Origin of the sequence: Aquabacterium soli, assembly GCF_003933735.1 — a bacterium.
GTDB classification, from domain to species: domain Bacteria; phylum Pseudomonadota; class Gammaproteobacteria; order Burkholderiales; family Burkholderiaceae_C; genus Aquabacterium; species Aquabacterium soli.
The window spans coordinates 39552-62944 of the sequence record NZ_RSED01000008.1 but is presented as its reverse complement, the minus strand read 5'-3'; the positions used below and the strand labels follow the sequence as shown (position 1 = coordinate 62944).

Here is a 23393-nt window from a genome sequence, read left to right as displayed (position 1 = left end):
AACCTCTAAAGGGTATCGATTGAACCGGTCGATCCCATGACTTCACCAGATCGCGCACCGTTGAAAGTATCGCTTTTCCGGACAACAAGATCGCCCCTCCGTGTTCTCAATGTAGCCATATAGCGGAAAAAATCACGCAGTTTTTTTACATCTTGGGGAATCTTCTCGATCAACTGCTTTGTAAGTGACGCGAGAACACAACCCCCGATCCACGGGGGCACAGGTAACTGCAACTCACGCTGCAGGCTGAAACGAAAAAAGGCACCCGCAGTGGGTGCCTTTGCAATCATCGAGCCAACCTTGCGGCGGCTCGAAGAGCATGCAGATCAGTGGAACTGGTCTTCTTCGGTCGAGCCGGTCAGGGCCTTCACGGAAGACGAACCGCCTTGGATCACGGTGGTCACGTCGTCGAAATAACCTGCGCCAACTTCTTGTTGGTGCGACACGAAGGTGTAGCCCTTTTCGCGAGCGGCGAATTCGGGTTCCTGCACCATTTCGGTGTAGTGCTTCATGCCTTCGCCGCGGGCGTAGGCGTGGGCGAACTGGAACGTGTTGTACCAGTTGATGTGGATGCCGGCCAGCGTGATGAACTGGTACTTGTAGCCCAGGTCCGACAGGTCTTGCTGGAACTTGGCGATCTGCTTGTCGTCCAGGTTCTTCTTCCAGTTGAAGGAAGGCGAGCAGTTGTACGACAGCAGCTTGCCAGGGCACTTGGCGTGCACGGCTTGTGCGAATTCGCGGGCGAAGCCGATGTCAGGCACGCCGGTTTCACACCACACCAGGTCGGCGTAGGGAGCGTAGGCGACGCCACGGCTGATGGATTGCTCCAGGCCGTTCTTGACGCGGTAGAAGCCTTCTTGCGTGCGCTCGCCCGTCAGGAAAGGCTTGTCGTTCGCGTCGTGATCGGAGGTGATCAGGTTGGCGGCTTCAGCGTCGGTACGGGCCAGAACGATGGTGGGCACGCCCATCACGTCAGCAGCGAAACGGGCCGAGATCAGCTTTTCGATGGCTTCTTGCGTGGGAACCAGCACCTTGCCACCCATGTGACCGCACTTCTTGACAGCGGCGAGCTGGTCTTCGAAGTGAACGCCAGCGGCGCCCGAAGCGATCATGTTCTTCATCAGTTCGAAGGCGTTCAGGACGCCACCGAAACCAGCTTCAGCGTCAGCGACGATGGGCAGGAAGTAGTCCACGAAACCTTCGTCGCCGGGGTTGATGCCACGCGACCATTGGATTTCGTCAGCACGCTTGAACGTGTTGTTGATGCGGCGAACCATCGTGGGCACCGAGTCGTACGCGTACAGCGACTGGTCGGGGTACATGGTTTCCGATGTGTTGCCGTCGGCGGCGACTTGCCAGCCCGACAGGTACACGGCTTCCAGGCCAGCCTTGGCCTGCTGCATGGCTTGACCGGCGGTGATGGCGCCGAAAGCGTTCACGTAGCCCTTCTTGGCACCGCCGTTGACCTTTTCCCACAGCTTTTCAGCGCCGCGCTTGGCCAGGGTGTACTCGGGCTGCAGGCTGCCGCGCAGGCGCACGACGTCAGCAGCGGAGTAGCCGCGCTTGACGAGCTTCCAACGGGGGTTTTCGGCCCAGTCCTTTTCCAGGGCAGCGATTTGCTGTTCACGGGTGAGTTGAGTCATGACGATCTCCGGGGTTGGTGGGAGGTGCTAGAAAGGCTGCGAGTGTATCTCGTTTCCCCTCGATTAGGGAAGACTTGTGTCTTATATAAGACTTGATCCTCCAAACGCGGGGATCTTTGGCGGGTCTTTGACATTCCGGACGGCTGCAGTGCGTTGCGGACAGACACAAACCCTCGGGCAAACCACGATGTCCCGCGTCAGGCGCCGGTCATCAATCGGGCCTAAGGTAAGGGGTAACTACATGCCACCCGCCAAGGAGCCAAGATGACCACGCCTCGCATGGATGCCTTCTGGATGCCGTTCACGGCCAACCGGGACTTCAAGCAGAACCCTCGCCTGCTGTCCAGGGCCGAAGGCATGCACTACTGGACGCCCGAGGGACGGCAGGTGCTGGACGGCACCGCCGGCCTGTGGTGCGTGAACGCCGGCCACGCCCGCCCGCGCATCGTCGAGGCCATCGCACGCCAGGCCGCCACGCTGGATTTCGCCCCACCCTTCCAGATGGCCCACCCGCTGGCTTTCGAACTGGCCGAACGGCTGACCGAACTCACGCCCCCTGGGCTGAACCGCGTGTTCTTCACCAACTCGGGCTCCGAATCGGTCGAGACGGCCTTGAAGATCGCGATCGCTTACCAGCGCCTTCGCGGGGAAGGCCAGCGCACGCGGCTGATCGGGCGCGAACGCGGCTACCACGGGGTGAACTTTGCGGGCACGGCCGTGGGCGGCATGGGCCCCAACCGCAAGATGTTCGGCACGCACGTGGCCGGCGTGGACCACCTGCGGCACACGCACGACCTGCAGCGCAACGCCTTCACGCAAGGCCAGCCCGAGCATGGCGCCGAACTGGCCGATGACCTGGAACGCCTGGTGGCGCTGCACGACGCGTCCACCATCGCTGCCGTGATCGTCGAGCCCATGGCAGGATCGACCGGTGTGCTGCTGCCGCCCAAGGGCTACCTGCAGCGCCTGCGCCAGATCTGCGACAAGCACGGCATCGTGCTGATCTTCGACGAGGTGATCACCGGGTTCGGCCGCCTGGGCTCGCCCTTCGCCGCGCAGCACTACGACGTCGTGCCCGACATGATCACCGCGGCCAAGGGCGTGACCAACGGCACCATCCCGATGGGCGTGGTCTTCGCCAAGCAGGAGATCCACGACGCCTTCATGCAAGGCCCGCCGGGCATCGAGCTGGCCCATGGCTACACCTATTCCAGCCATCCCATGGCCTGCGCCGCCGCGCTGGCCACGCTGGACACCTATGCCGAAGAAGAGCTCCTCACCCGTGCTGCCCGCATGGAAGGCAAGCTGCAATCGGCCCTGCACACCCTCAAGGGCCTGCCCAACCTGGTGGACATCCGCAACACGGGGCTGGTGGGCGCGCTGGAGTTCGCACCGCGCCCAGGCGCCGCACCGGGCCGCCGTGCCTTCGAGGTCTTCCTGGGCGCCTGGAACAAGGGCGTGCTGCTGCGCGCGGCGGGTGACAACATCGCCATCTCGCCGCCGCTGATCATCAATGACAGCCAGATCGACCAGATCGTGAGCACCCTGGCGGAGGTGATCCCCACGGTGGAATGACCGGCGAGGGCCCAAAAGAAAACCGCCCCTCGGGGCGGTTTCTTCATGGGCAGCAAAGAGCGCCCATCAGGCCTTCTTGACAGCTTCCAGGCCGGAGCGGACTTCTTCCTTGGCTTCGTCGATTCCGGCCCAGCCGACCACCTTCACCCACTTGCCGGGCTCCAGGTCCTTGTAGTGCTCGAAGAAGTGCTTGATCTGTGCCAGCAGCAGCTCAGGCAGGTCTTCCAGCGACTGGATCTTCTTGTACATGGGGCACAGCTTCTCGGTGGGCACAGCCACCAGCTTCGAATCGCCACCGGCCTCGTCTTCCATCTTCAGGATGCCGAGGGGACGCACGGCCACCACCACGCCCGGGGGCAGCGGGAACGGCGTGACGACCAGCACGTCGACCGGGTCGCCATCGGGTGCCAGGGTCTGCGGAACATAGCCATAGTTGCAGGGGTAGTGCATGGCCGTTCCCATGAAACGGTCCACGAACACGGCGCCGCTGTCCTTGTCGACCTCGTACTTGACGGGGGCGGCATTGGCGGAGATTTCGATGATGACGTTGAAGACGTCGGGGGCCTTGGACCCTGGAGTGACATTCAGCAGGCTCATGGTGTGCGTCGGTATGGTTGGATGAAAGAAGCGTCGAATGGGGGTGCGCGTGGCGCAAGGGCGCCAGTGTAGGCCAAGCCAGTTTAGATCAATGGGTCTAATGTTTGCTGCAGCGCACAAAAGAAGCTTGCAATGTGGCCGAACTTCCCTAATACTTTAGTCATGTTGCAGCGCAACATAGCGGCTACCAGAAGTCTCGACCGCTAGTCGCCCAGGCAATTCACCAAACCGACGATGGAGATCATGATGCTGACTGCCGAACAACTGCTGGCCACCCACAAAGCCAATATCGAAACCCTGTTCACCCTGGGTCAAAAAGCTTTCGAAGGCGTGGAAAAGCTGGTCGAGTTGAACCTGCAAACGGCCAAGACGACGCTGGACGAAGTGGCTGACCACACCCGTGCGGTGCTGTCCGTCAAGGACGCCCAGGAACTGGTCGCCCTGCAGACCGCCCTGCTGCAACCCAATGCCGAGAAGGTCGCTGCCTACAGCCGTCATGTGTATGACATCGCTGCCAGCACCAGCTCCGAAGTGAGCAAGCTGGCCGAATCGCAAGCCTCTGAAGCCCAGCAGAAGTTCCTGTCGGTGGTCGACAACGCCGTCAAGAACGCCCCTGCCGGCACCGAAAACGCTGTCGTGCTGGTGAAGTCGGCCGTGGCCGCCGCCAACAACGCGTTCGATTCGGTTCAGAAGGCTGCCAAGCAGGCCGCCGACGTGGCCGAAGCCAACTTCCAGGCCATCACCAACACCGCCGTGAAGGCCTCGCAAGCCGTCAAGCCCCGCAAGACGGCCTGATCGCACTGACCGGGATGCGGCGTCGCCGTGTCCCGACAGCTTGCGGAACTTTGCGGGAGTCTGCTGACTCCCACGGATGCCGCTCTGGACAAGCGGCACTCCTTGAAAGGTTGTCTCCTCGGTACCTCCGATCCTCATTCAAGGTACCTTAAGGCCCGGTGGCTTGCCACCGGGCCTTTTTTTGCCTGGCCCAGGCTTGTTTATGCTTGTCACCCATGATTGATTGGCTACAGGCCCACACGCCCTTTCCGGACACGCACCGCGCGCTGGGACCGGACACCGACGCCCCCGGCCTGCTGGCCGCAGGGGGCGAGCTGAGCATCGAACGTCTGCAGGCCGCCTACCGGCGCGGCATCTTTCCGTGGTTCGGCCCGGGCCAGCCGGTGATGTGGTGGTCTCCCGCCCCCCGCATGGTGCTGCCGGTATCGCAGTTCAAGCTCTCGCGCTCGCTGCGCAAGACCATCGCCCGCTTTCGCCGCACGCCTGACACGGAACTGCGCATCGACCATGACTTCCCCGCCGTGATCCGCGCCTGTGCGGACAAGCCGCGAGAGGGCCAGGACGGCACCTGGATCGTGCCCCCCATCCAGGAGGCCTACGCCCATTGGCACCGCGCCGGTCAGGTGCACTCGTTCGAAACCTGGATCGACGGTGAACTGGTGGGAGGCCTGTACGGCGTCAACGTGGGCCGCATGTTCTTTGGCGAATCGATGTTCGCGCACCGCACAGACGCCTCCAAGATTGCGCTGGCCGCACTGGTCTGCTTTTGCCGCGCCAATGGCATCGATGTGATCGATTGCCAGCAGCAGACCGAGCACCTGGCCTCGCTCGGGGCCGTGCCTTGGTCACGGGAACGCTTCGAAGCGCACTTGAAACAGGTGGTGGACCAACCCAGGCCGGCGGTTTGGGCCTATGATGATTCTCTATGGGCCCTGCTGGCCCAAGCCTCCTCTTCGAGCCCCGAGCCCTTCGAGTCCTGAGTTGCCCACGCCGCCGTGACACACCTCAAAGACCTGCCCCTGGCGTCATTGCAGTTCTATGCAACGGCGCCCTACCCCTGCAGCTACCTGGGGGACAAGACGGCCCGGTCGCAGGTGGCCACGCCCAGCCACCTGATCAACGCCGACGTCTATTCCGGCCTGGTGTCCAGCGGCTTTCGGCGCAGCGGCATGTTCACCTACCGCCCCTATTGCGATGGCTGCCAGGCCTGCATTCCTTTGCGCGTGCCAGTGGACCGGTTCCAGCCCAGCCGCAGCCAGCGCCGGGCCTGGAAGGCCCACCAGGGGCTCGAGGCGCGGGTGTCGCGCCTGTGCTTCACGCCGGAGCACTACCGCCTCTACCTGAACTACCAGGCCAGCCGGCACAGCGGCGGCGGCATGGACCAGGACTCGGTGGACCAGTACACGCAGTTTCTGCTCCAGAGCCGGGTCAACTCGCGTCTGGTGGAGTTCCGTGATCCCGGAACGCCTGGCCAGCCCGGCATCTTGCGCATGGTGTCCATCCTGGACATCCTCAATGACGGTCTATCGGCCGTCTACACCTTCTACGAGCCCGATCCACACGCCAGCTATGGCACCTACAACATCCTGTGGCAGATCGAGCAGGCACGGCAATTGAGCCTGCCCTATGCCTACCTGGGATACTGGATCGAGCAAAGCCCCAAGATGGCCTACAAGGCCTCTTTCAAGCCCTACCAGATCCTGCAGCAAGGCCACTGGCGGGACCACCGCGATGCACCATCGCCTGCGGTCCCGACACCGGTCAGCAAATCACGCTGACCGGCTCACGCTGATCAGCGCGTTCAGGGCGAAAGGATGACCACGCCCGACACGGTGGACGTGACGGTGCCCTTGCCAGGCTCGACCGGCAGCGGCGCCGAATCAGCCGCTTCGGCGCGAGCCGCCTTCATCATCATGGGCACGGGGCGACCTTCGAAGCCCTCCCCTGTCTGCACCGTCACCTCACCCAGGGTGTAGTTGGTGTAGCCGAAAGCCTTGGCCAGTTCCACCGCCTTGGCGCGGTAGGTGGCGATGGCCTGTGCGGTGACCTGGGCTTCGTATTGCTGGCGCAGCGCGCGCGAGAGGTCATAGCGCACGTTCACGACGTTGAGCTGGTTCAAACGTCCCACGACTTGCGAGATGCGCGCCATGTCCGTGCCCTCGATGACCAGTTGCGCCTGCCCTTGCCAACCGTTGGTCTTGCCCTGGTTGGTGTAGCGCGGGTGGATCGAGAACGAGCCCGTGCGCACCTCGAGGGCACCATTGGGCTGCACGGCCTTGCGGGCCTCGGCCAGCGCGGCATCGAGTTGCTGCTTGAGCGCGGTCTGCACCTCGGCAGCCTGGGCGCCCTCCTTGTTGGCCTGCAGGGTCACGCTCAGCAGATCCTGGGTGAGTTCTTGCGTGGCGGTGGCCGTGAAGGAAACTGCATTGCGCCGTTCGGCCGTCACGTTTTGTGCCTGGGCCTGGGTGGCCATGAGGGCCGAGGCACCCAGCAGCAACGCAAGGCTGGCAGCAGCAAACGCCGTGCGGCGGGCTGGGCTGGAAGTCATGGACAGGGCGGCAACACGGTGGGAGGAGGTCATCAAGTGGGTCCTGTTTCGTTGTGACAAACACCTCAGCCTAACGCGCCAGCGCATGCCCCTGCCGACAGCGCATGCATTTCTTACCTGGAGGCAAGATTTGTAACAAGCAGTCAGAGTGGCACGAATCCCCACCACAAACTGTTCAAAATCGTCTCTGTTACAAATCGCTGAGGACATAACCATGACTCTTAATGCCAATCAGCGCCACGACCGCGTTCTGGTGGTCGACGACGATGCCCGCATCCGGGATCTGCTGCGCCGCTACCTGAGCCAGGAAGGCTTCGAGGTCCTGCTCGCGGAAGACGCCAAGGCCCTGAACCGCCTGCTGACCCGCGAGACCGTCGACCTGATCGTGCTGGACCTGATGCTCCCTGGCGAAGACGGCTTGTCGATCTGCCGGCGCCTGCGTGCCGCCAATGACGTCACCCCCATCATCATGCTGACCGCCAAGGTCGAGGATGTCGACCGCATCGTCGGTCTGGAAGTGGGCGCCGACGACTACCTGCCCAAGCCCTTCAACCCGCGCGAACTGCTGGCCCGCATCCACGCGGTGCTGCGCCGGCGTCCATCGCCCGAAGCCCCTGGCGCGCCTGCCAAGGATGCCCAGACCGTGCTGTTCGGGCCCTTCGAGTTCGACCTGGCGCTGCGCCGCCTGAGCAAGGAAGGCGAGCCCATCGCCCTGACCACCGGCGAGTTCTCGATGCTCAAGGCCCTGGTGCGCCACCCACGCCAACCGCTGTCGCGCGACAAGCTGGCGCAACTGGCCCGGGGCCGTGAGTTCGAGCCCTTCGACCGCAGCCTGGATGTGCAGATCTCGCGACTGCGCAAGATGATCGAGCCGGATCCCTCGCAACCGCGCTACATTCAGACGGTCTGGGGCGTGGGCTATGTGTTCGTGCCGGACGGTGGCAGCTGAGTGAAGCCGGGGGCCGCTGAGCCCCTGCCTTCGTGAAGCTGTTCATCTCTCCATAACGATTCCAATGCCCCGCAACCGCTTCGCACTCAGTCTGTTCTGGCGTACCTTCATCCTGCTCGCCGTGCTGCTGACGGCGGGCATCGTCGCGTGGGTGCAGACCTTCCGCGCCCTCGAGTTCGAGCCGCGGGCCATCCAGGCCGCGCAGCAGATCGCCTCGCTGGTGAACCTGTCGCGCACGGCCCTGCAATATGCCGATCGCATCAACCGCGTCACGCTGGTCAAGACCATCTTCGACCAGGAGTCGATCAGCCTGAAACCGCGAGAGCCGGCTGACCAGTACGAGCGCTTCGAGATCAGCCGCTTCACCGAGGTCATCTCATCGGAGCTGCGCTCGCGGCTGGGGCCTGACACCATCATCGCCAGCAGCGTGAACAAGGTGCCTGGGCTGTGGGTGGGCTTCCAGATCGAAGGCGACCGCTACTGGCTGCAGGCCGATCCCACCCGCGTGGAGCTCATGACCGGGCGCACATGGTTCATCTGGGTGGGCATTGCCGTGGTGGCCACGGTGCTGGGTTCGGCCACCATCGCGCGGCTGATCAACCAGCCGCTCAAGGAACTGTCCTTCGCGGCCAGCCGCATCCGGGAGGGCGAATACGACTCGATCCTCGATGAATCCATGCTCACGCGCGAGATCCGCGAGGTGAACCAGGGCTTCAACCGCATGGCACGCGAGCTGGCCAAGGTGGAAGAAGACCGCGCCGTGATGCTGGCCGGCATCTCGCACGATCTGCGCACACCGCTGGCGCGCATCCGCCTGGAAGCAGAGATGAGCGTGCACGATGAAGAAGCGCGCCGCAACATCGCGGCCGACGTGGACCAGCTCGACGCCATCATCGACAAGTTCATGGACTACGCGCGGCCAGGCGAGGTCAGCCTGGTGCCGGTGCACGTGTCCAGCGTGGTGGACAAGGCCATCAGCCAGTTCCGCGACACCAAGCGCATCCGCATCGCGGCCAAGCTGCCCATCGACACCAAGGTGATGGCCGACGAGACCGAACTGGGGCGGGTGCTGAGCAACCTGTTCGAGAATGCGCGGCGCTATGGCCGCAACACCTACACCGGCGTGGCCAATGTGGAGGTGAACTACACGCGCTCGGGCTCGTGGGTGATCCTGAGCGTGCGCGACCACGGACCGGGCGTGAGCCCCGAAAAGCTGGTGCAGTTGACCACGCCTTTCTTCCGCGGGGATGCGGCACGCACGGCGGCCTCGGGGGCTGGCCTGGGCCTGGCCATCGTGGACAAGGCGCTGCAACGCATGGGTGGCGCGCTGGAACTGGCCAATGCGCCCGGCGGCGGGCTGCTGGCGCACATCAGGCTGAAGCGGGCGCCCTGATCCGCCGCTTTGGGCCTGTCAGCCCCTGGCTGCCAGCAGGCAGACCGCCCGTGCCTCGATGGCGCGGCCTTCACCCACCGGCCCCATCTTCTCGGCAGTCTTGGCCTTGACATTGACGCGGTCCACATCCACAGCCAGGGCCTGGGCCATGCGTTCGCGCATGGCCGGGATGTGCGGCGCCATCTTCGGCGCCTGGGCCACGATGGTGCTGTCCACGTTGACCACCTGCCAGCCGGCCTCGGCCACGCGCCGATAAGCCTCTACCAGCAATGCGAAGGAGTCCGCGCCCTTGAAGGTGGGGTCGGTGTCAGGGAAGTGGCGGCCGATGTCGCCCAGGCCTGCTGCTCCCAGCAGGGCATCGGTCAATGCATGCAGCAAGGCATCGGCATCCGAATGGCCCAGCAGGCCATGGGTGTGCGGGATGGTCACGCCGCCGAGCACCAGCGGGCGGCCCGTGACCAGGGCATGGGTGTCCCAGCCTTCGCCGATGCGCAAGGCCGGCCAGGAGGGGGTTGAAGACGTCGTCATGCAGCAAGTATCGCAGACGGTTGCCGCCCGATTGGATGCACCAATCTTGATCAAAAGCGGGTGTGAAAGCACCTTTTAAGTGCGCCTAAGGCCGCCACATCGCGCCACATCGGCGTTTAAAAGGCGAAATTCGGGCATGTGTTTTGCTTTATTTCGGTGCATCAACAACCCAAGTCGGCGCATTCAACCCAATACGGTGCGCCGCACGCTCTTTCAGAAGTCACCGACGATGGAACAACTCAAACAAGGCACGGACGCGCTGTTCATCCTGCTGGGCGCCGTGATGGTGCTGGCCATGCATGCCGGCTTCGCTTTCCTGGAACTGGGCACCGTGCGCGGCAAGAACCAGGTCAATGCGCTGGTCAAGATCCTGGTGGATTTCTGTGTGTCCACCATCGTGTATTTCTTCGTGGGCTACACGGTGGCCTATGGCGTCGACTTCTATGCCGGCGCGGGCACCCTGGCGCAAAACAACGGTTACGCGCTGGTGAAGTTCTTCTTCCTGCTCACCTTTGCCGCGGCCATCCCGGCCATCATCTCCGGCGGCATCGCCGAACGTGCCAAGTTCGGGCCACAACTGATCGCCACGGCGCTCATCGTCGGGGTGTTCTACCCGCTGTGCGAGGGGGCCATGTGGGGCAACAAGTTCGGCTTCGGCGATTGGCTGACCCACGTGACGGGCGGGGCCTTCCATGACTTCGCAGGCTCGCTGGTGGTGCACGCCTTTGGGGGCTGGGTCGCCTTGCCGGCGGTGCTGATCCTGGGCGCACGCCGCAACCGCTACCGCAAGGACGGCGCCATGTCGGCACACCCGCCCTCCTCCATCCCCTTCCTGGCGCTGGGCTCGTGGATCCTGGCGGTGGGCTGGTTCGGCTTCAACGTGATGAGCGCTCAGACCATCGACAAGATCTCCGGCCTGGTGGCGGTGAACTCGTTGATGGCGCTGGCCGGTGGCACCTTGGTGGCCGTGCTGATGGGCCGCAACGACCCGGGTTTTGCCTATAACGGCCCACTCGCTGGCCTGGTGGCCGTGTGCGCGGGCTCGGACGTGATGCACCCTGCAGGCGCCCTGGTGGTCGGCGGCATTGCGGGGGCCATCTTCGTCACCATGTTCACGCTGACGCAGAACAAGTGGAAGATCGACGATGTGCTGGGCGTGTGGCCGCTGCATGGCCTGTGTGGCGCCTGGGGCGGCATCGCAGCCGGCATCTTCGGGCAGCAGGCCCTGGGTGGCGCGGGCGGCGTGCACCTGGGCACGCAGGTGCTGGGGACCGTGATCGTGGTGTTCTTCGCGCTGGCCTCAGGGTTTACCGTCTACGGCCTGCTGCACCGCGTGCTGGGGCTGCGCCTGTCGCAGGAAGAGGAATTCGACGGGGCAGACCTGTCCATCCACCGCATCAAGGCCAGCCCTGAGCAGGAAGTCTCATGGTGACCCGAGGAGCAACTGGACATTTTGGCCAAAATAGCTAAAATGGACCACACACTGACGACGGATGTTCCATCATGACCGCTCTGACACTGCGCAACGCCCGAGGCGAAGACGTGCCGGTGGCTGAATTCTCAGCCACCGAGGCCAAGAACAGTTTCGGCAAGGTGCTGGACACGGCCTTCAGCCAAGGCATGGTGGCCATCACCAAGCGCGACCGGCCCACGGCCGTGGTGCTTTCGCTGGATGCCTACCAGGCCCTGCTGGATGCGCAGGCGCAACCGCTGGACACCCTGAGCCACGAGTTCGACGCCCTGCTGCAACGCATGCAGGGGCCTGCGGCCCGCGACGCGATGCTCGATGCCTTCGATGCATCGCCTGATGAGCTGGGTCTGGCGGCCGTGGCCGCCGTCAAGGGCTGACACCTCAGCCCTTTGGGGGCACGCCCCCTCGCCGACGTTATAGAGTCGACCCCTGGGATCTCGTCGATCCCCACGGAAAGGCGCACCCTTCGGTGCGCCTGTGCCTATTGATAAAACAAGACAGAGAGACAACGCCGTGGCTTCCACCGACCACACCCCTCGCCTTTTCGTCCTGGCCGGCACCAACGGCGCCGGCAAGAGCAGCGTGGGCGGCGCCACCATCCGGGCGCGTGGCGCCCAGTACTTCAACCCCGACGAAGCGGCGGCCTCCATCCGGCGCGCGCAGCCGCACCTGAGCGCCACGCAGGCCAACAGCGCGGCCTGGCACGAGGGCAAGCGCCTCCTGCAGCACGCCATCGCGCTGGGCCTGGACTACAACTTCGAGACCACGCTGGGCGGCAAGAGCTTCGCCAAGCTGCTGGAAGAGGCCGCCAGCAAAGGCTTCGAGGTGCGCGTGTGGTACGTGGGCCTGGCCAGTGCCGAGCACCATCTGGCCCGGGTGAAGGCCCGCGTGCGCAAGGGCGGGCATGACATCCCCGAGGCCGACATCCGGCGCCGGTTCGACCAGAGCCGTCTGCAGCTGATCCAGTTGCTGCCGGTGCTGACCGAGCTGCGCGTGTACGACAACACGGCCGAAGCCGATCCGCACAAGGGCATCGCGCCCAAGCCGCAGTTGCTGTTGCACTGGCAGCGCGACAAGGCTGGCCGCGGCGCCGTGCGGCATCCTCAGGATGCGGCTGCGTTGGCAGACACCCCTGAATGGGCCAAGCCGGTGGTGATGGCCGCCATGAAGGCGTCGCTGCAGGCCGCCAGCCCCGAGCCGCAGACAGGCCCCAAAGCAAAAGCCGCAGTATCCCCTGCGGCCGGGCCCGTCGCTGACCTGAAACCGGCAGCCAAGGCCGAGCGTCCCAAACGCTCGGCGCCCGTGTCGCTCAAGACAGTGGCACCGTCGCCAGCAGGCGCGCCGCCAAAGCGAAATCGCCCGGCCAAGTGAGCTTGAAGTTCTCGAAGTCGCCAGGCACCAACCTCGGTTGATGCCCGAGCGCCTCGATGGCGCTGGCTTCATCGGTGATGCGGGCGGCCAGGTCCGGATCGCTCAAGGCGCCCACCAACGCGGGGCGCAACAGGCCCAGGCGGAACATCTGCGGGGTCTGTGCGGCCCATTTGGCGGCGCGGTCGACCGTGGCCGCCACCCGGGCCTCGCCATCGCCGCCGGGCAGAGCAGCCTTGAGGGTGTCGGCCACCGGCAGGGCCAGCAGGCCTCCCACCTCGTCCTCCTCACAGGCCAGGATCAGGCGCTCGACCCATTCCGGCCGCAGCAGGCAGCGGGCGGCATCGTGCACCAGCACCCAATCGTGGGGCTGGGCGCCGCGTGCCAGCAACTCGTCCAGGCCATTGGCCACGCTTTCGGCACGCGATGCGCCGCCCACGCGGACCACCCAGCCGCGTTCGCCCTCGAAGCCGGGCGCGTGCTGCTCGAACTGCGTGTCCTGCGGTGACAGCACCACCAGCGTGGCATCCAGCCGGGACACGGCCCCCAGGGCCGCCAGCGTATGGGCCACCACGGCCTTGCCCGCCACCGGGTGGTACTGCTTGGGGCCGCCCACGCCCGCCCGCTCGCCGATGCCGGCACAGGGCACAACGGCAAAACAACGTGGTTTGAAATCAGGGGATTGGAAAGACATGGACATCGGGATATTGTCGCCGCGGCGCCTTGTCTGTTGAGCACAAGGCGCCCAGCATCAACAAGACGACATGATGACCATCGACATCGACGCACTGCTTGAGCAGGAAGAGGTGGTGCTGGCCCCCGAGGGCGGCACCTTCGACACCGCGGCCATCGGCCAGCGCATCAGCAGCATCGGCCCGGCGTGGAATGACCCTGTGCGCCCAGAGGTCTGGCTGGTCTTCGCTTCGGACGATGCACGGCAGGCCTTCATCGACACCTTCGACCCGGCAGGACCGAAAAAATACCCCTATGTCCTGCTGTTCGAGGTCAGGCCGGCCACGCTCTACACCAACCTGTTCGCGGGCGAAGAGGTCTTTCCCCAGGCCCGCGCCCTGCTGGAATGGGTGAGCAGCACCTGGCCCTGCAAGGTGGTGGAACCCGGTCACTGAGGCCCGCCGCCACGTCGCTCTAAAATCCCCAGCTGATCCTCAACGCCCGCACACACCCGTGTTCGGGCGCTTTGTCATTTCCGGACCATGCTGCCTGCCCTGCCCCTGCCCTCCATCGCCCCTGGCAAACGCTACACCGTGCCTCGTCCGCTGGGCTCGGCCGACGCCCTGCTGCTGGCGCGGTTCGCGCAGGCGCGCAAGGCCCAGGGGCAGCTCACGGCCATCGTCACGGCCGACCCGGCCGATGCGCAGCGCCTGATCGACGAGATCGGCTTCTTCGCGCCCGAGCTGCGCCGCGCCATCTTCCCGGACTGGGAAACCCTGCCCTACGACACCTTCTCGCCCCACCAGGACCTGATCTCCGAGCGCCTGGCCACCCTGTGGCGCATGCAGCAGGGCGTGAAGGCCGAGGGCGATGTGGGCGTGGACGTGGTGCTGCTGCCCGCCACCACGGCGCTGACACGGCTGGCGCCGCCTTCCTTCCTGGCCGCCTACACCTTCCAGTTCCGCCAGAAGCAAAAGCTCGATGAGGCCGCGCTGAAGTCGCAACTCACGCTGGCCGGCTACACGCACGTGAGCCAGGTGGTCTCGCCCGGCGAGTACGCGGTGCGCGGCGGCCTGATCGACCTGTTCCCCATGGGCTCGCTGGTGCCTTACCGCGTGGACCTGTTCGGCGACGAGGTCGACTCCATCCGCACCTTCGACCCCGACAGCCAGCGCAGCCTCTACCCCGTGCCCGAGGTGCGCCTGCTGCCTGGCCGCGAGTTTCCGATGGACGACGCCGCGCGCGGCGCCTTCCGCAACCGCTGGCGCGAACGCATCGAGGGCGACCCGACCAAGTCGCGCATCTACAAGGACATCGGCAGCGGCGTGGCCACGGCCGGCATCGAGTACTACCTGCCGCTGTTCTTCGACGAGACCTCCACGCTGTTCGAACACCTGGGCGCCGACGCCGCGCTGGTGCTGCACGGCGAGATCGACGAGGCCCTGCGCCGCTTCTGGACCGAAACACGCGAGCGCCACCGCTTCTTGCAGCACGATCCGGAGCGCCCGCTGCTGCCACCCGAAGACATCTACCTCAAGCCCGAGGATTTCTTCACCCTGGCCAATGGGCACGCGCAACTGGCCGTGCGGGGCACCGAACCGGTCGATTGGGCCCGCCCGCTGCCCGATCTGTCCACCGAACGCGGCGCGCAGGAGCCGCTGCGCAAGCTGCAGACACACGTCAAGAACGCCCGCCAGCGCGTGCTGGTGGTGGCCGAGAGCGCCGGCCGCCGCGAGAGCCTGCTGGAGCTGCTACGCGACCACGGCATCGACCTGCCCGCGGTGGAGTCGCTGCAGGCCTTCGCCGAGAGCGACCACGCCCGTGCGATGGTGGTGGCCCCCCTGGCCGGCGGCTTCATCTGGCAGGAGGCCGACCAGCCCGATGGCGGCCTGCAGTTCATCACCGAGACCGAACTGTTCGACGCCAGCCCCACGGCGCGCCGGCGCAAGAAGGCCGAGCAGACCACCGACGTCGATTCGCTGATCAAGGACCTGTCCGAGCTGAACGTGGGCGATCCGGTGGTGCACAGCAACCACGGCATCGGCCGCTACCAGGGCCTGATCAACCTGGACCTGGGCGACGGACCATCCGAGTTCCTGCACCTGGAATACGCCGACAAGGCCACCCTGTACGTGCCCGTGTCGCAACTGCACCTGATCAGCCGCTATACCGGCGTCAGTGCGGATGAAGCACCGCTGCACAAGCTGGGCTCGCCGCAGTGGGACAAGGCCAAGCGCAAGGCCGCCGAGCAGGTGCGCGACACCGCCGCCGAGCTGCTGAACCTGTACGCCCGACGCGCTGCGCGCGAGGGCTTCGCCTTCCGCTTCAGCGCGCAGGATTACGAAGCCTTCGCCGCCAGTTTCGGCTTCGAGGAAACCGCCGACCAGCGTGCCGCCATCCACGCCGTGATCCAGGACATGATCAGCCCGCGCCCGATGGACCGCCTGGTCTGCGGCGACGTGGGCTTCGGCAAGACCGAGGTGGCCCTGCGCGCGGCCTTCGTGGCCGTGACGGGCGGCAAGCAGGTGGCCCTTCTGGCGCCCACCACCCTCCTGGCCGAGCAGCACTACAACAACATCTCCGACCGCTTCGCGCAGTGGCCGGTGCGCGTGGCCGAGATGTCGCGCTTCCGCTCGGCCAAGGAGATCAAGGCCGCGATGCAGGGCCTGGAAGACGGCACCATCGACATCGTCATCGGCACGCACAAGCTGCTGAGCGATTCGGTCAAGTTCAAGCGCCTGGGCTTGCTCATCATCGACGAAGAACACCGCTTCGGCGTGCGCCACAAGGAGGCCATCAAGGCGATGCGCGCCGACATCGACGTGCTCACGCTCACGGCCACGCCCATCCCGCGCACCCTGGGCATGGCGATGGAAGGCCTGCGCGACCTGAGCGTGATCGCCACCGCACCCCAGCGCCGCCTGGCCATCAAGACCTTCGTGCGCAGCGAATCGAGCAGCGTGATCCGCGAGGCCGTGCTGCGCGAACTGAAACGCGGCGGCCAGGTCTACTTCCTGCACAACGAGGTCGAGACCATCGAGAACCGGCGCGACAAGCTGGTCGAGCTGCTGCCCGAGGCGCGCATCGCCATCGCCCACGGCCAGATGCCCGAGCGCGAGCTGGAGCGCGTGATGCGCGACTTCGTGGCCCAGCGCCACAACGTGCTGCTGTGCTCGACCATCATCGAGACCGGCATCGACGTGCCCAGCGCCAACACCATCGTGATGACGCGCGCCGACAAGTTCGGCCTGGCGCAGCTGCACCAGTTGCGCGGGCGCGTGGGCCGCTCGCACCACCAGGCCTACGCCTACCTGCTGGTGCCCGATGTGGAGGGCCTGACCAAGCAGGCCGCGCAGCGCCTGGACGCCATCCAGAACATGGAAGAACTGGGCAGCGGCTTCTACCTGGCCATGCACGACCTGGAAATCCGCGGCGCCGGCGAGGTGCTGGGCGACAACCAGAGCGGCAACATGATGGAGGTGGGCTTCCAGCTCTACAACGAGATGCTGTCCGAGGCCGTGCGGTCCCTCAAGAACGGCAAGGAGCCGGACCTGCTGTCGCCGCTGGGCATGTTCGGCAGCAACAGCAACACCGACATCAACCTGCACGCCCCCGCGCTGCTGCCCGACGCCTACTGCGGCGATGTGCACGTGCGCCTGAGCCTGTACAAGCGCCTGGCCACGGCCGATTCGCTCGACAAGATCGAGACCATGCTGGAGGAGATCGTGGACCGCTTCGGCAAGCTGCCGCCACAGGCGCAGACGCTGTTCGACACGCACAAGCTGCGCGTGCAGGCCAGGCCCTATGGCGTGGCCAAGATCGACGCGGCACCGGGCATCATCAACGTGACCTTCCGCCCCAACCCGCCGATCGAGCCGATGCGCATCATCGAGCTGGTGCAGAAGAACAAGCAGATCAAGCTGGCCGGCAACGACAAGCTGCGCATCGAGAAGGCCTTGAGCGATCCGAAGGACCGTGCTCAGTACGTGCGGGACCTGCTGCGTTCGCTGGGGCAGCCGATCAAGGCCTGAGGGCCACTGGCCTGATCAGGCCAGGTCCTTGATGCCCGGCGCCTTGACGCCCAGGATCGAGGCGCCCAGCGCCTCGGCCACCTCGATGCCATCGACGCCGGCCGACATGATGCCGCCGGCGTAGCCCGCGCCCTCACCTGCCGGGTACAGGCCCTTGACATTGAGGCTTTGGTAATCGCGGCCGCGTGTGATGCGCAACGGCGAAGAGGTGCGTGTCTCGACACCCGTCAGCACGGCATCGGGCATCGAGAAGCCCTTGATCTGCTTTTCGAAGGCGGGCAATGCCTCCCGGATGGCTGCCAGGGCATAGTCGGGCAGGCTGCCAAGACCCTTCTGGGCCAGGTCCGTCATGAGCACGCCCGGCTTGTAGGACGGCATCACATCGCCCAGCGCCGTGCTGCGCTGGCCCTTGATGAAATCGCCCACCAGTTGGCCCGGCGCCATGTAGGCCCCGCCGCCCAGCTCGTAGGCGCGTGATTCCCAGATGCGCTGGAAGGCCATGCCGTCCAGCGGGTTCACGGGGCCCTCGCTCAGGCCATCCTGCCGGTAATCCTGCGGCGAGATGCCCACCACGATGCCGGCGTTGGCGTTGCGTTCGTTGCGCGAGTACTGGCTCATGCCGTTGGTGACCACGCGCTCGGGCTCGGACGTGGCGGCCACCACCGTGCCGCCAGGGCACATGCAGAAGCTGTAGACCGAGCGGCCGTTGCGGGCGTGGTGCACCAGTTTGTAATCGGCGGCGCCCAGGATCTCGTTGCCTGCGTTGGGGCCGAAGCGGGCGCGGTCGATCACGCCCTGCGGATGCTCGATGCGGTAGCCGATCGAGAAAGGCTTGGCCTCCATGTAGACGCCACGCTCGTGCAGCATCTGGAAGGTGTCGCGCGCGCTGTGGCCCAGCGCCAGCACGACGTGGTCGGCGCGCAATTGCTCGCCGCTGGCCAGGGTCACGCCACGCACATGGCCGTCTTCGATCTCCACGCCTGTGACGCGTTGCTGAAAGCGGATCTCGCCGCCCAGCGCCTCGATCTGGGCACGCATCTTCTCGATCATGCTGACCAGGCGGAAGGTGCCGATGTGGGGCTTGCTGACGAACAGGATCTCTTCAGGGGCGCCGGCCTTGACGAACTCGGTGAGCACCTTGCGCGTGAGGTGGCGCGGATCGCTGATCTGGCTCCAGAGCTTGCCGTCGGAGAAGGTGCCCGCCCCGCCCTCGCCGAACTGCACGTTCGATTCGGGGTTGAGCTCGCTCTGGCGCCACAGGCCCCAGGTGTCCTTGGTGCGCTGGCGCACTTCCTTGCCGCGTTCGAGCACGATGGGGCGCAGGCCCATCTGCGCCAGGATCAAGGCGGCGAACAGCCCGCAGGGGCCGAACCCGACGATCAAAGGGCGAGGTGTTCGCGCCGCACTGCCATCGGCCGGCGCATGGCCGACGAAGTGGTAGCTGGTGTCCGGCGTGGGCCGGATGTGCGGATCACCCTGGAAGGCGTCCAGCAGGCGGGCCTGCGCGGCCGGATCGGCCAGCTCGCAGTCCACCGTGTAGATCAGGACGATGGCGGATTTCTTGCGCGCGTCGTAGCTGCGCTTGAACACCGTGAAGTCCTTGAGCTCGGTACCAGCCTTGAGGCCCAGGCGGGCCATGATGGCTGGTCTCAGAGCGTCTTGCGCATGGTCCAGCGGCAACCGCAGTTCAGTGATTCGCAGCATGGACGACGCGCAGGAGCAATCAACGGCCCGATCAGCCGCCCTTGTGGCAACGCTTGCCGGCGTTCTTTTTGCTGCGGGTGTGCGAACCACGCTCCAGGCTGCGCTTCTGGCCCTTGCCGCGGGTCAGGGTCACGCCATTGGGAGCGACGGGACGGGGGGTGGCGAGGCGGGAAGCTTCGGTGATGATTTTGTTGCCCATGGTGGCTCCGGTACAGAGGGTGAAAGATCGAAACCCTCAATTTTAGGGCACAAAACGCCCTCTTGGGGCGCACACAGCCCCCCGAAGGGGCCGCCGACTCAAAAGCCGCGCCAGGGCAAGGCCAGCGCCGCCCGCCAAGTCGGGGCCGCACGCATGTCGGCCCACAGGCGCCGGAGCTCGAAGACGTTGGCCGTCCACGGGTCCTGCCTGGGCGGCATCACCGTGGCGCCGTAGTCCACCGGCTCGGTCTGCCGCACATGGGTGCGGAACACGTGGTCCCACAGCATGGTGAACTCACCGAAGTTGCGGTCCAGGTAGACGGTGTTGCGGCCATGGTGCAGCCGGTGGTTGGCTGGCGTGTTGAACAGCCATTCGAAGCCCGGCAGCCAGCGCAACCGGGGAATCCACGACGTGTGCGTCCAGAAGGACCACAACTCGATCAGCGCGTAGCACAGCACGATCATCTCGGCGTGAAAACCCAGCAGCGCCAGCGGCAGGAAGAACGGGATGCGGTCCAGCGTGTCCAGCACGCCCAGGCGCGGCCCCACGGTGAGGTTGAACTCGGGCGCCGTGTGGTGCACGCTGTGCCCCACCCAGAACCAGCGCACGTGGTGCTGGGTGCGGTGCAGCCAGTAGGCGCAGAAATCCGTGGCCAGCAGGCACAGCAGCCAGGTCACCACCCCATCGGCGGGCAGTTGAAACACACTGAAGTGCAGCCGCACGGCCTCCAGCGCCGGCAGCGCCAGCCCCACCGTGGTCAGCACATAGGCCCCGAAATGCAGCAGCGCCAAGGCCCCGCTCGACAGGGTGATGCGCACAGTGTGGGTGGGCCGCCGATGCCAGGCAGACCAAGCCCCTTCCAGCAGGATCAAGCCCACGACCAGCACCAATTGGTGATTCACCACGGCTTGCACCCAAGGGGTCAGCGAGATCGACACCATGTCAGCGCGAAGGCACGTGCGGCTGGCTCCGTGTCACATCCTCCAGGGCCATCAACAGGCTGGCGCGGTCTGATTCACCGATGTCCTGCCACGGCACGCCACTCAGCGCCCCCTCGAGTGCCCACAACAGGTGCAGCGTGGTGTCCGGGCGGGCGGCTTTCACCCGCGCAAAGGCCTTGACGGCCCCGGCCTTGCGCAACACGCTCTCCGAGCGAATGCCGACCCCCACCAGCATGTCGACGGTTTTGGGCCCGAGGTTGGGCAGGGCCAACAGGCTGGCCGCAGCCTGTCCCGTGCCGCGCCCTGGGGATGCCCCTTTCGAAGGCTTGTCGCGCAGGCGGGCGGCCTTGCGCGCCGCCGGGCGCTGGCGGACCGCGCAGTCATAGGCCAGCCGTGCCCACCAGGCCATGCGCTGCGGATCATCGAACACCTCGGGCGGGGCCTCGTGGTAGCGCAGGCGTGCGGTCTTGCCTTTAGATTCATAGGTGAACGGTGGCAGTCCTTCGCGGGTGAATTCGCCTTCGCTCTGGTCATCGGCCTTGAAGTACAGCTGGTCGTTCGCGATGAGCGCGAACATCAGGCCATCCCGGTAGATGCCAAAGCCGCCGAACATGGGCTTGGCCTGTACGGGGGCGAAGGCATCCATCTGCTCGACCACCTGGTCGGCAAAAGCCTGCTTGCGGGACACGGGTGCGGCACGGGACATGGTCAGGGGGCCTGAAAGGATCGGGCACCAATATCCATGATCAGCGCAGCCGAGGCAAGCAGGCCGACCATCTCCCCCTCGCCGGAAGGCCCCAGGCCGAAGCCAGGGATAATCCAGGCTCCTTCAAGCCCTGCTTTGATGTTCGCCATGAGTGCTCCTTTCGAATTCGCCCCCGGTCTGGTCGTCCAGCGCTTCACGCCGCCGCTGAGCCTGAGCGCCTTCAAGGCCATCGCTTTCGACATGGATTCCACGCTGATCAACATCGAGTGCATCGACGAGATCGCCGATGCCGTGGGCAAGAAGGCCGAGGTGGCCGCCATCACCGAGGCCGCCATGCGCGGCGAGATCACCGATTTCAAGGACAGCCTGCGCCGCCGCGTGGCCCTGCTGCAGGGCGTGCCGGCCGAGGCCCTGCAACAGGTCTACGACCAGCGCCTGAAGCTCAACCCCGGCGCACCCGAGCTGATCAACGCGGCCAAGGCTGCCGGCCTGCAGACGCTGCTGGTGTCAGGCGGCTTCACTTTCTTTGCCGACCGGGTGCGCGAACGCCTGGGCATGCACGAGGCGCACTCGAACGTGCTGGAAGTGCAAGGCGGCCTACTGACCGGCCAGGTGCTGGGCGACATCGTCGACGGCGAAGCCAAGCGGCAGCACCTGCTGGCCCTGTGCGCACGCATCGGCTGCGAGCCCTCGCAAGCCATTGCGGTGGGCGATGGCGCCAATGACCTGCCGATGATGGGCGCTGCCGGCATGAGCGTGGCCTACCACGCCAAGCCCAAGGTGCGCGAGCAGGCCATGGTGGCCATCAACGAAGGCGGGCTGGACCGCGTGCTCGAACTGCTGAACTGAGCACGCGCAAGCTCCACCTGGCCGTCAGCGCAACAGCTCGCCCTCTGGCCGCGCCTGGTTGATGCGGCCCAGCTCATCGACCGCCTGGCGTGTGGCCTCGGCCAGCACCTCGGCGAACTGGTCGATCTGCTCAAAGGTGTGGTCGGCCATGATCTGCAGGCGCAGGCGGCTCGCATCGCGCGCCACGGCCGGGTGCTCGACCAGGTTGACCAGCATGCCGCCCGCCAGCATGAAGCGCGTCAGCAGGCGCGAATGGCCGATGCCGCCCACCACCAGGGGCACCACGGCCGATGGCAGGCCCAGCACCGTGTGGCCGGTGCCCGTGAGCACCTGGCGCAGATGCAGGGCGTTGTTGAGCAGGTTCTGGCGGCGCACCTGCCCTTCGGGCGACTGCACGATGTCCAGCGCCTTGAGCACCACCGCCGCCTGCACGGGCGACATCGCGTTGGTGAAGGTGTGGGGGCCACAGCCGAAACGGATCGCCAGTTTCAGGCCGGGCTCGTTGCAGGCCACGAAGCCGCCGTTGGCCGCGAAGGTCTTGGAGAAGCTGCCCATGACCACGTCGATCTTGCCGACCATGTTCTGGGTTTCGATGGCGCCCAGGCCGGTCGGGCCCATGCTGCCCAGGTCATGGGCCACATCGACCAGCAGGGTCGCGTGGTAGCGGCGGGCCAGGTCCTGGTGGGCCTGCAGATCGGGTGAATCGGCGTCCATCGAGAACAGCGATTCGGTCACGACCAGGATACCGCCGGACGGATCCTGCTGGCGGATGCGCACCAGGTTTTCTTCAAGCTCCTTGACCGAGAGGTGGGCGAAGCTGTGCACGTTCCTGGTGGCGCCACGGGCCCCCTCCCACAGGCAGGCATGCGACAGGTGGTCGATCACCACGTGGTCGGTTGCACGCACCAGCGTGCGGATGGCGCCATAGCCCGCGCCCCACCCGGTGGGGAACAGCGCGCACGAGCGCATGCCCAGAAAAGACGCCAGACGCTGCTCGAGCTCCACCGACAAGGTGGTGTTGCCCATCAGCGCCGGGCTGCCGGCCGAATGCACGCCATAGCGCGCGATGGCCTCGACCGCGGCCGTCTGGATCTGCGGGTGGCAGGCCAGCGAGAGATAGTCCTGGCTGGCGAAGTTGATGCCGCTGGCCAGCAGGCGCCCCTTCCGGTCATGCGCCTGCGCCCTTGTGAGCACGGGGCCCACGATCTGCTTGGCGAAGGTGTCGATGCTGAAATCATCCAGCATGTCCCAGCCATACGGCAGAGGGCTGAGCCGATCCAGCAGCGATGCCGGGCGGGGTGTGGTTGAAGAAGTGGCAGCCCCTGCGGGCTGGGCTTTGGCCATTTCAGCCATGAAGCCTGCCAGTGTTCCCTGAAGTGCGATTGTTGTGCGGTCCATGGATCGGCACTGTACGGCGATCCATG

The 23393-nt window shown here is 65.7% G+C and carries 23 protein-coding genes; 12 read left to right on the top strand and 11 right to left on the bottom strand.

Going from position 1 to position 23393, the window contains the following annotated elements; all coding sequences use genetic code 11:
• Positions 1-326 precede the first annotated feature (326 nt).
• Positions 327-1643 (bottom strand): isocitrate lyase, encoded by a 1317-nt coding sequence (aceA, locus tag EIP75_RS11630; protein WP_125243443.1) that lies wholly within the window; start codon positions 1641-1643, stop codon positions 327-329.
• Positions 1644-1907: 264 nt separating this feature from the next.
• On the opposite strand from aceA, the gene aptA reads away from it, so the two are divergent.
• Positions 1908-3218 carry an omega-aminotransferase AptA gene (aptA, locus tag EIP75_RS11625; RefSeq protein ID WP_125243442.1) on the top strand — a complete coding sequence of 437 codons (1311 nt, stop codon included), beginning with the start codon at positions 1908-1910 and terminating at the stop codon, positions 3216-3218.
• Between the two features lie 66 nt (positions 3219-3284).
• On the opposite strand, the gene ppa is transcribed toward aptA, so the two are convergent.
• Positions 3285-3815, bottom strand: a complete 531-nt coding sequence (gene ppa, locus EIP75_RS11620; protein ID WP_125243441.1) for an inorganic diphosphatase — start codon at positions 3813-3815, stop codon at positions 3285-3287.
• Positions 3816-4058: 243 nt separating this feature from the next.
• Here ppa and EIP75_RS11615 point away from each other — a divergent pair, with 243 nt between their 5' ends.
• From EIP75_RS11615 to EIP75_RS11605, 3 genes are all read left to right on the top strand, one after another.
• Positions 4059-4610 (top strand): phasin family protein, encoded by a 552-nt coding sequence (locus EIP75_RS11615; protein WP_125243440.1) that lies wholly within the window; start codon positions 4059-4061, stop codon positions 4608-4610.
• Positions 4611-4825: 215 nt separating this feature from the next.
• Positions 4826-5590, top strand: a complete 765-nt coding sequence (aat, locus tag EIP75_RS11610) for a leucyl/phenylalanyl-tRNA--protein transferase (protein ID WP_125243439.1) — start codon at positions 4826-4828, stop codon at positions 5588-5590.
• A 15-nt stretch (positions 5591-5605) separates the two neighbouring features.
• Positions 5606-6388: an arginyltransferase gene (locus tag EIP75_RS11605; RefSeq protein WP_125243438.1), complete on the top strand. Its 783-nt coding sequence runs from the start codon at positions 5606-5608 to the stop codon at positions 6386-6388.
• Positions 6389-6411: 23 nt separating this feature from the next.
• Here the strand turns inward: EIP75_RS11605 and EIP75_RS11600 are convergent, their stop codons facing one another.
• Positions 6412-7191 carry an SIMPL domain-containing protein gene (locus EIP75_RS11600; RefSeq protein WP_233584812.1) on the bottom strand — a complete coding sequence of 260 codons (780 nt, stop codon included), beginning with the start codon at positions 7189-7191 and terminating at the stop codon, positions 6412-6414.
• 181 nt (positions 7192-7372) lie between these two features.
• Here EIP75_RS11600 and ompR point away from each other — a divergent pair, with 181 nt between their 5' ends.
• Together ompR and EIP75_RS11590 are read left to right on the top strand one after the other, a co-directional pair.
• A complete protein-coding gene (gene ompR / locus EIP75_RS11595; protein WP_125243437.1) occupies positions 7373-8107 on the top strand; it encodes an osmolarity response regulator transcription factor OmpR in 735 nt (244 codons plus the stop codon).
• A gap of 64 nt (positions 8108-8171) precedes the next feature.
• Complete coding sequence (locus tag EIP75_RS11590; protein WP_125243436.1) at positions 8172-9500, top strand: sensor histidine kinase family protein; 1329 nt, start codon at positions 8172-8174, stop codon at positions 9498-9500.
• Between the two features lie 18 nt (positions 9501-9518).
• On the opposite strand, the gene ispF is transcribed toward EIP75_RS11590, so the two are convergent.
• A complete protein-coding gene (ispF, locus tag EIP75_RS11585) occupies positions 9519-10028 on the bottom strand; it encodes a 2-C-methyl-D-erythritol 2,4-cyclodiphosphate synthase (RefSeq protein ID WP_125243435.1) in 510 nt (169 codons plus the stop codon).
• A 229-nt stretch (positions 10029-10257) separates the two neighbouring features.
• On the opposite strand from ispF, the gene EIP75_RS11580 reads away from it, so the two are divergent.
• The 3 genes from EIP75_RS11580 to EIP75_RS11570 all read left to right on the top strand — a co-directional run bounded on the left by EIP75_RS11580 (position 10258) and on the right by EIP75_RS11570 (position 12870).
• On the top strand, positions 10258-11460 hold the full coding sequence (locus EIP75_RS11580) for an ammonium transporter (RefSeq protein ID WP_125243434.1): 1203 nt from the start codon (positions 10258-10260) through the stop codon (positions 11458-11460).
• Positions 11461-11531: 71 nt separating this feature from the next.
• On the top strand, positions 11532-11876 hold the full coding sequence (locus tag EIP75_RS11575) for a type II toxin-antitoxin system Phd/YefM family antitoxin (protein WP_125243433.1): 345 nt from the start codon (positions 11532-11534) through the stop codon (positions 11874-11876).
• A gap of 136 nt (positions 11877-12012) precedes the next feature.
• Complete coding sequence (locus tag EIP75_RS11570) at positions 12013-12870, top strand: ATPase (RefSeq protein WP_125243432.1); 858 nt, start codon at positions 12013-12015, stop codon at positions 12868-12870.
• On the opposite strand, the gene ispD is transcribed toward EIP75_RS11570, so the two are convergent.
• Positions 12809-13561 (bottom strand): 2-C-methyl-D-erythritol 4-phosphate cytidylyltransferase, encoded by a 753-nt coding sequence (gene ispD / locus EIP75_RS11565; RefSeq protein ID WP_233584811.1) that lies wholly within the window; start codon positions 13559-13561, stop codon positions 12809-12811. The two genes, EIP75_RS11570 and ispD, sit on opposite strands and share 62 nt — an antisense overlap.
• A gap of 70 nt (positions 13562-13631) precedes the next feature.
• On the opposite strand from ispD, the gene EIP75_RS11560 reads away from it, so the two are divergent.
• Together EIP75_RS11560 and mfd are read left to right on the top strand one after the other, a co-directional pair.
• Positions 13632-13994 (top strand): hypothetical protein, encoded by a 363-nt coding sequence (locus EIP75_RS11560; protein ID WP_125243430.1) that lies wholly within the window; start codon positions 13632-13634, stop codon positions 13992-13994.
• A gap of 87 nt (positions 13995-14081) precedes the next feature.
• The gene (mfd, locus tag EIP75_RS11555) at positions 14082-17570 is read left to right on the top strand and encodes a transcription-repair coupling factor (RefSeq protein ID WP_420797159.1); all 3489 of its coding nucleotides are present in this window, start codon (positions 14082-14084) and stop codon (positions 17568-17570) included.
• A 15-nt stretch (positions 17571-17585) separates the two neighbouring features.
• Here the strand turns inward: mfd and EIP75_RS11550 are convergent, their stop codons facing one another.
• From EIP75_RS11550 to EIP75_RS24130, 5 genes are all read right to left on the bottom strand, one after another.
• On the bottom strand, positions 17586-19274 hold the full coding sequence (locus EIP75_RS11550) for an NAD(P)/FAD-dependent oxidoreductase (protein ID WP_125243429.1): 1689 nt from the start codon (positions 19272-19274) through the stop codon (positions 17586-17588).
• Positions 19275-19305: 31 nt separating this feature from the next.
• Positions 19306-19473, bottom strand: a complete 168-nt coding sequence (locus EIP75_RS24325; protein ID WP_199758565.1) for a hypothetical protein — start codon at positions 19471-19473, stop codon at positions 19306-19308.
• A gap of 98 nt (positions 19474-19571) precedes the next feature.
• The gene (locus EIP75_RS11545) at positions 19572-20375 is read right to left on the bottom strand and encodes a sterol desaturase family protein (protein WP_125243428.1); all 804 of its coding nucleotides are present in this window, start codon (positions 20373-20375) and stop codon (positions 19572-19574) included.
• A 40-nt stretch (positions 20376-20415) separates the two neighbouring features.
• On the bottom strand, positions 20416-21120 hold the full coding sequence (locus EIP75_RS24135; protein WP_158622826.1) for a TfoX/Sxy family DNA transformation protein: 705 nt from the start codon (positions 21118-21120) through the stop codon (positions 20416-20418).
• A 2-nt stretch (positions 21121-21122) separates the two neighbouring features.
• Positions 21123-21269 (bottom strand): hypothetical protein, encoded by a 147-nt coding sequence (locus EIP75_RS24130; protein WP_158622825.1) that lies wholly within the window; start codon positions 21267-21269, stop codon positions 21123-21125.
• Between EIP75_RS24130 and serB the strand changes: the two genes are divergently transcribed.
• Positions 21268-21969 (top strand): phosphoserine phosphatase SerB, encoded by a 702-nt coding sequence (serB, locus tag EIP75_RS11535; protein WP_125243427.1) that lies wholly within the window; start codon positions 21268-21270, stop codon positions 21967-21969. The two genes, EIP75_RS24130 and serB, sit on opposite strands and share 2 nt — an antisense overlap.
• A gap of 24 nt (positions 21970-21993) precedes the next feature.
• Here serB and EIP75_RS11530 read toward each other — a convergent pair whose 3' ends face one another.
• Positions 21994-23367 carry an aminotransferase class I/II-fold pyridoxal phosphate-dependent enzyme gene (locus EIP75_RS11530; protein WP_125243426.1) on the bottom strand — a complete coding sequence of 458 codons (1374 nt, stop codon included), beginning with the start codon at positions 23365-23367 and terminating at the stop codon, positions 21994-21996.
• Between the last annotated feature and the right edge of the window lie 26 nt (positions 23368-23393).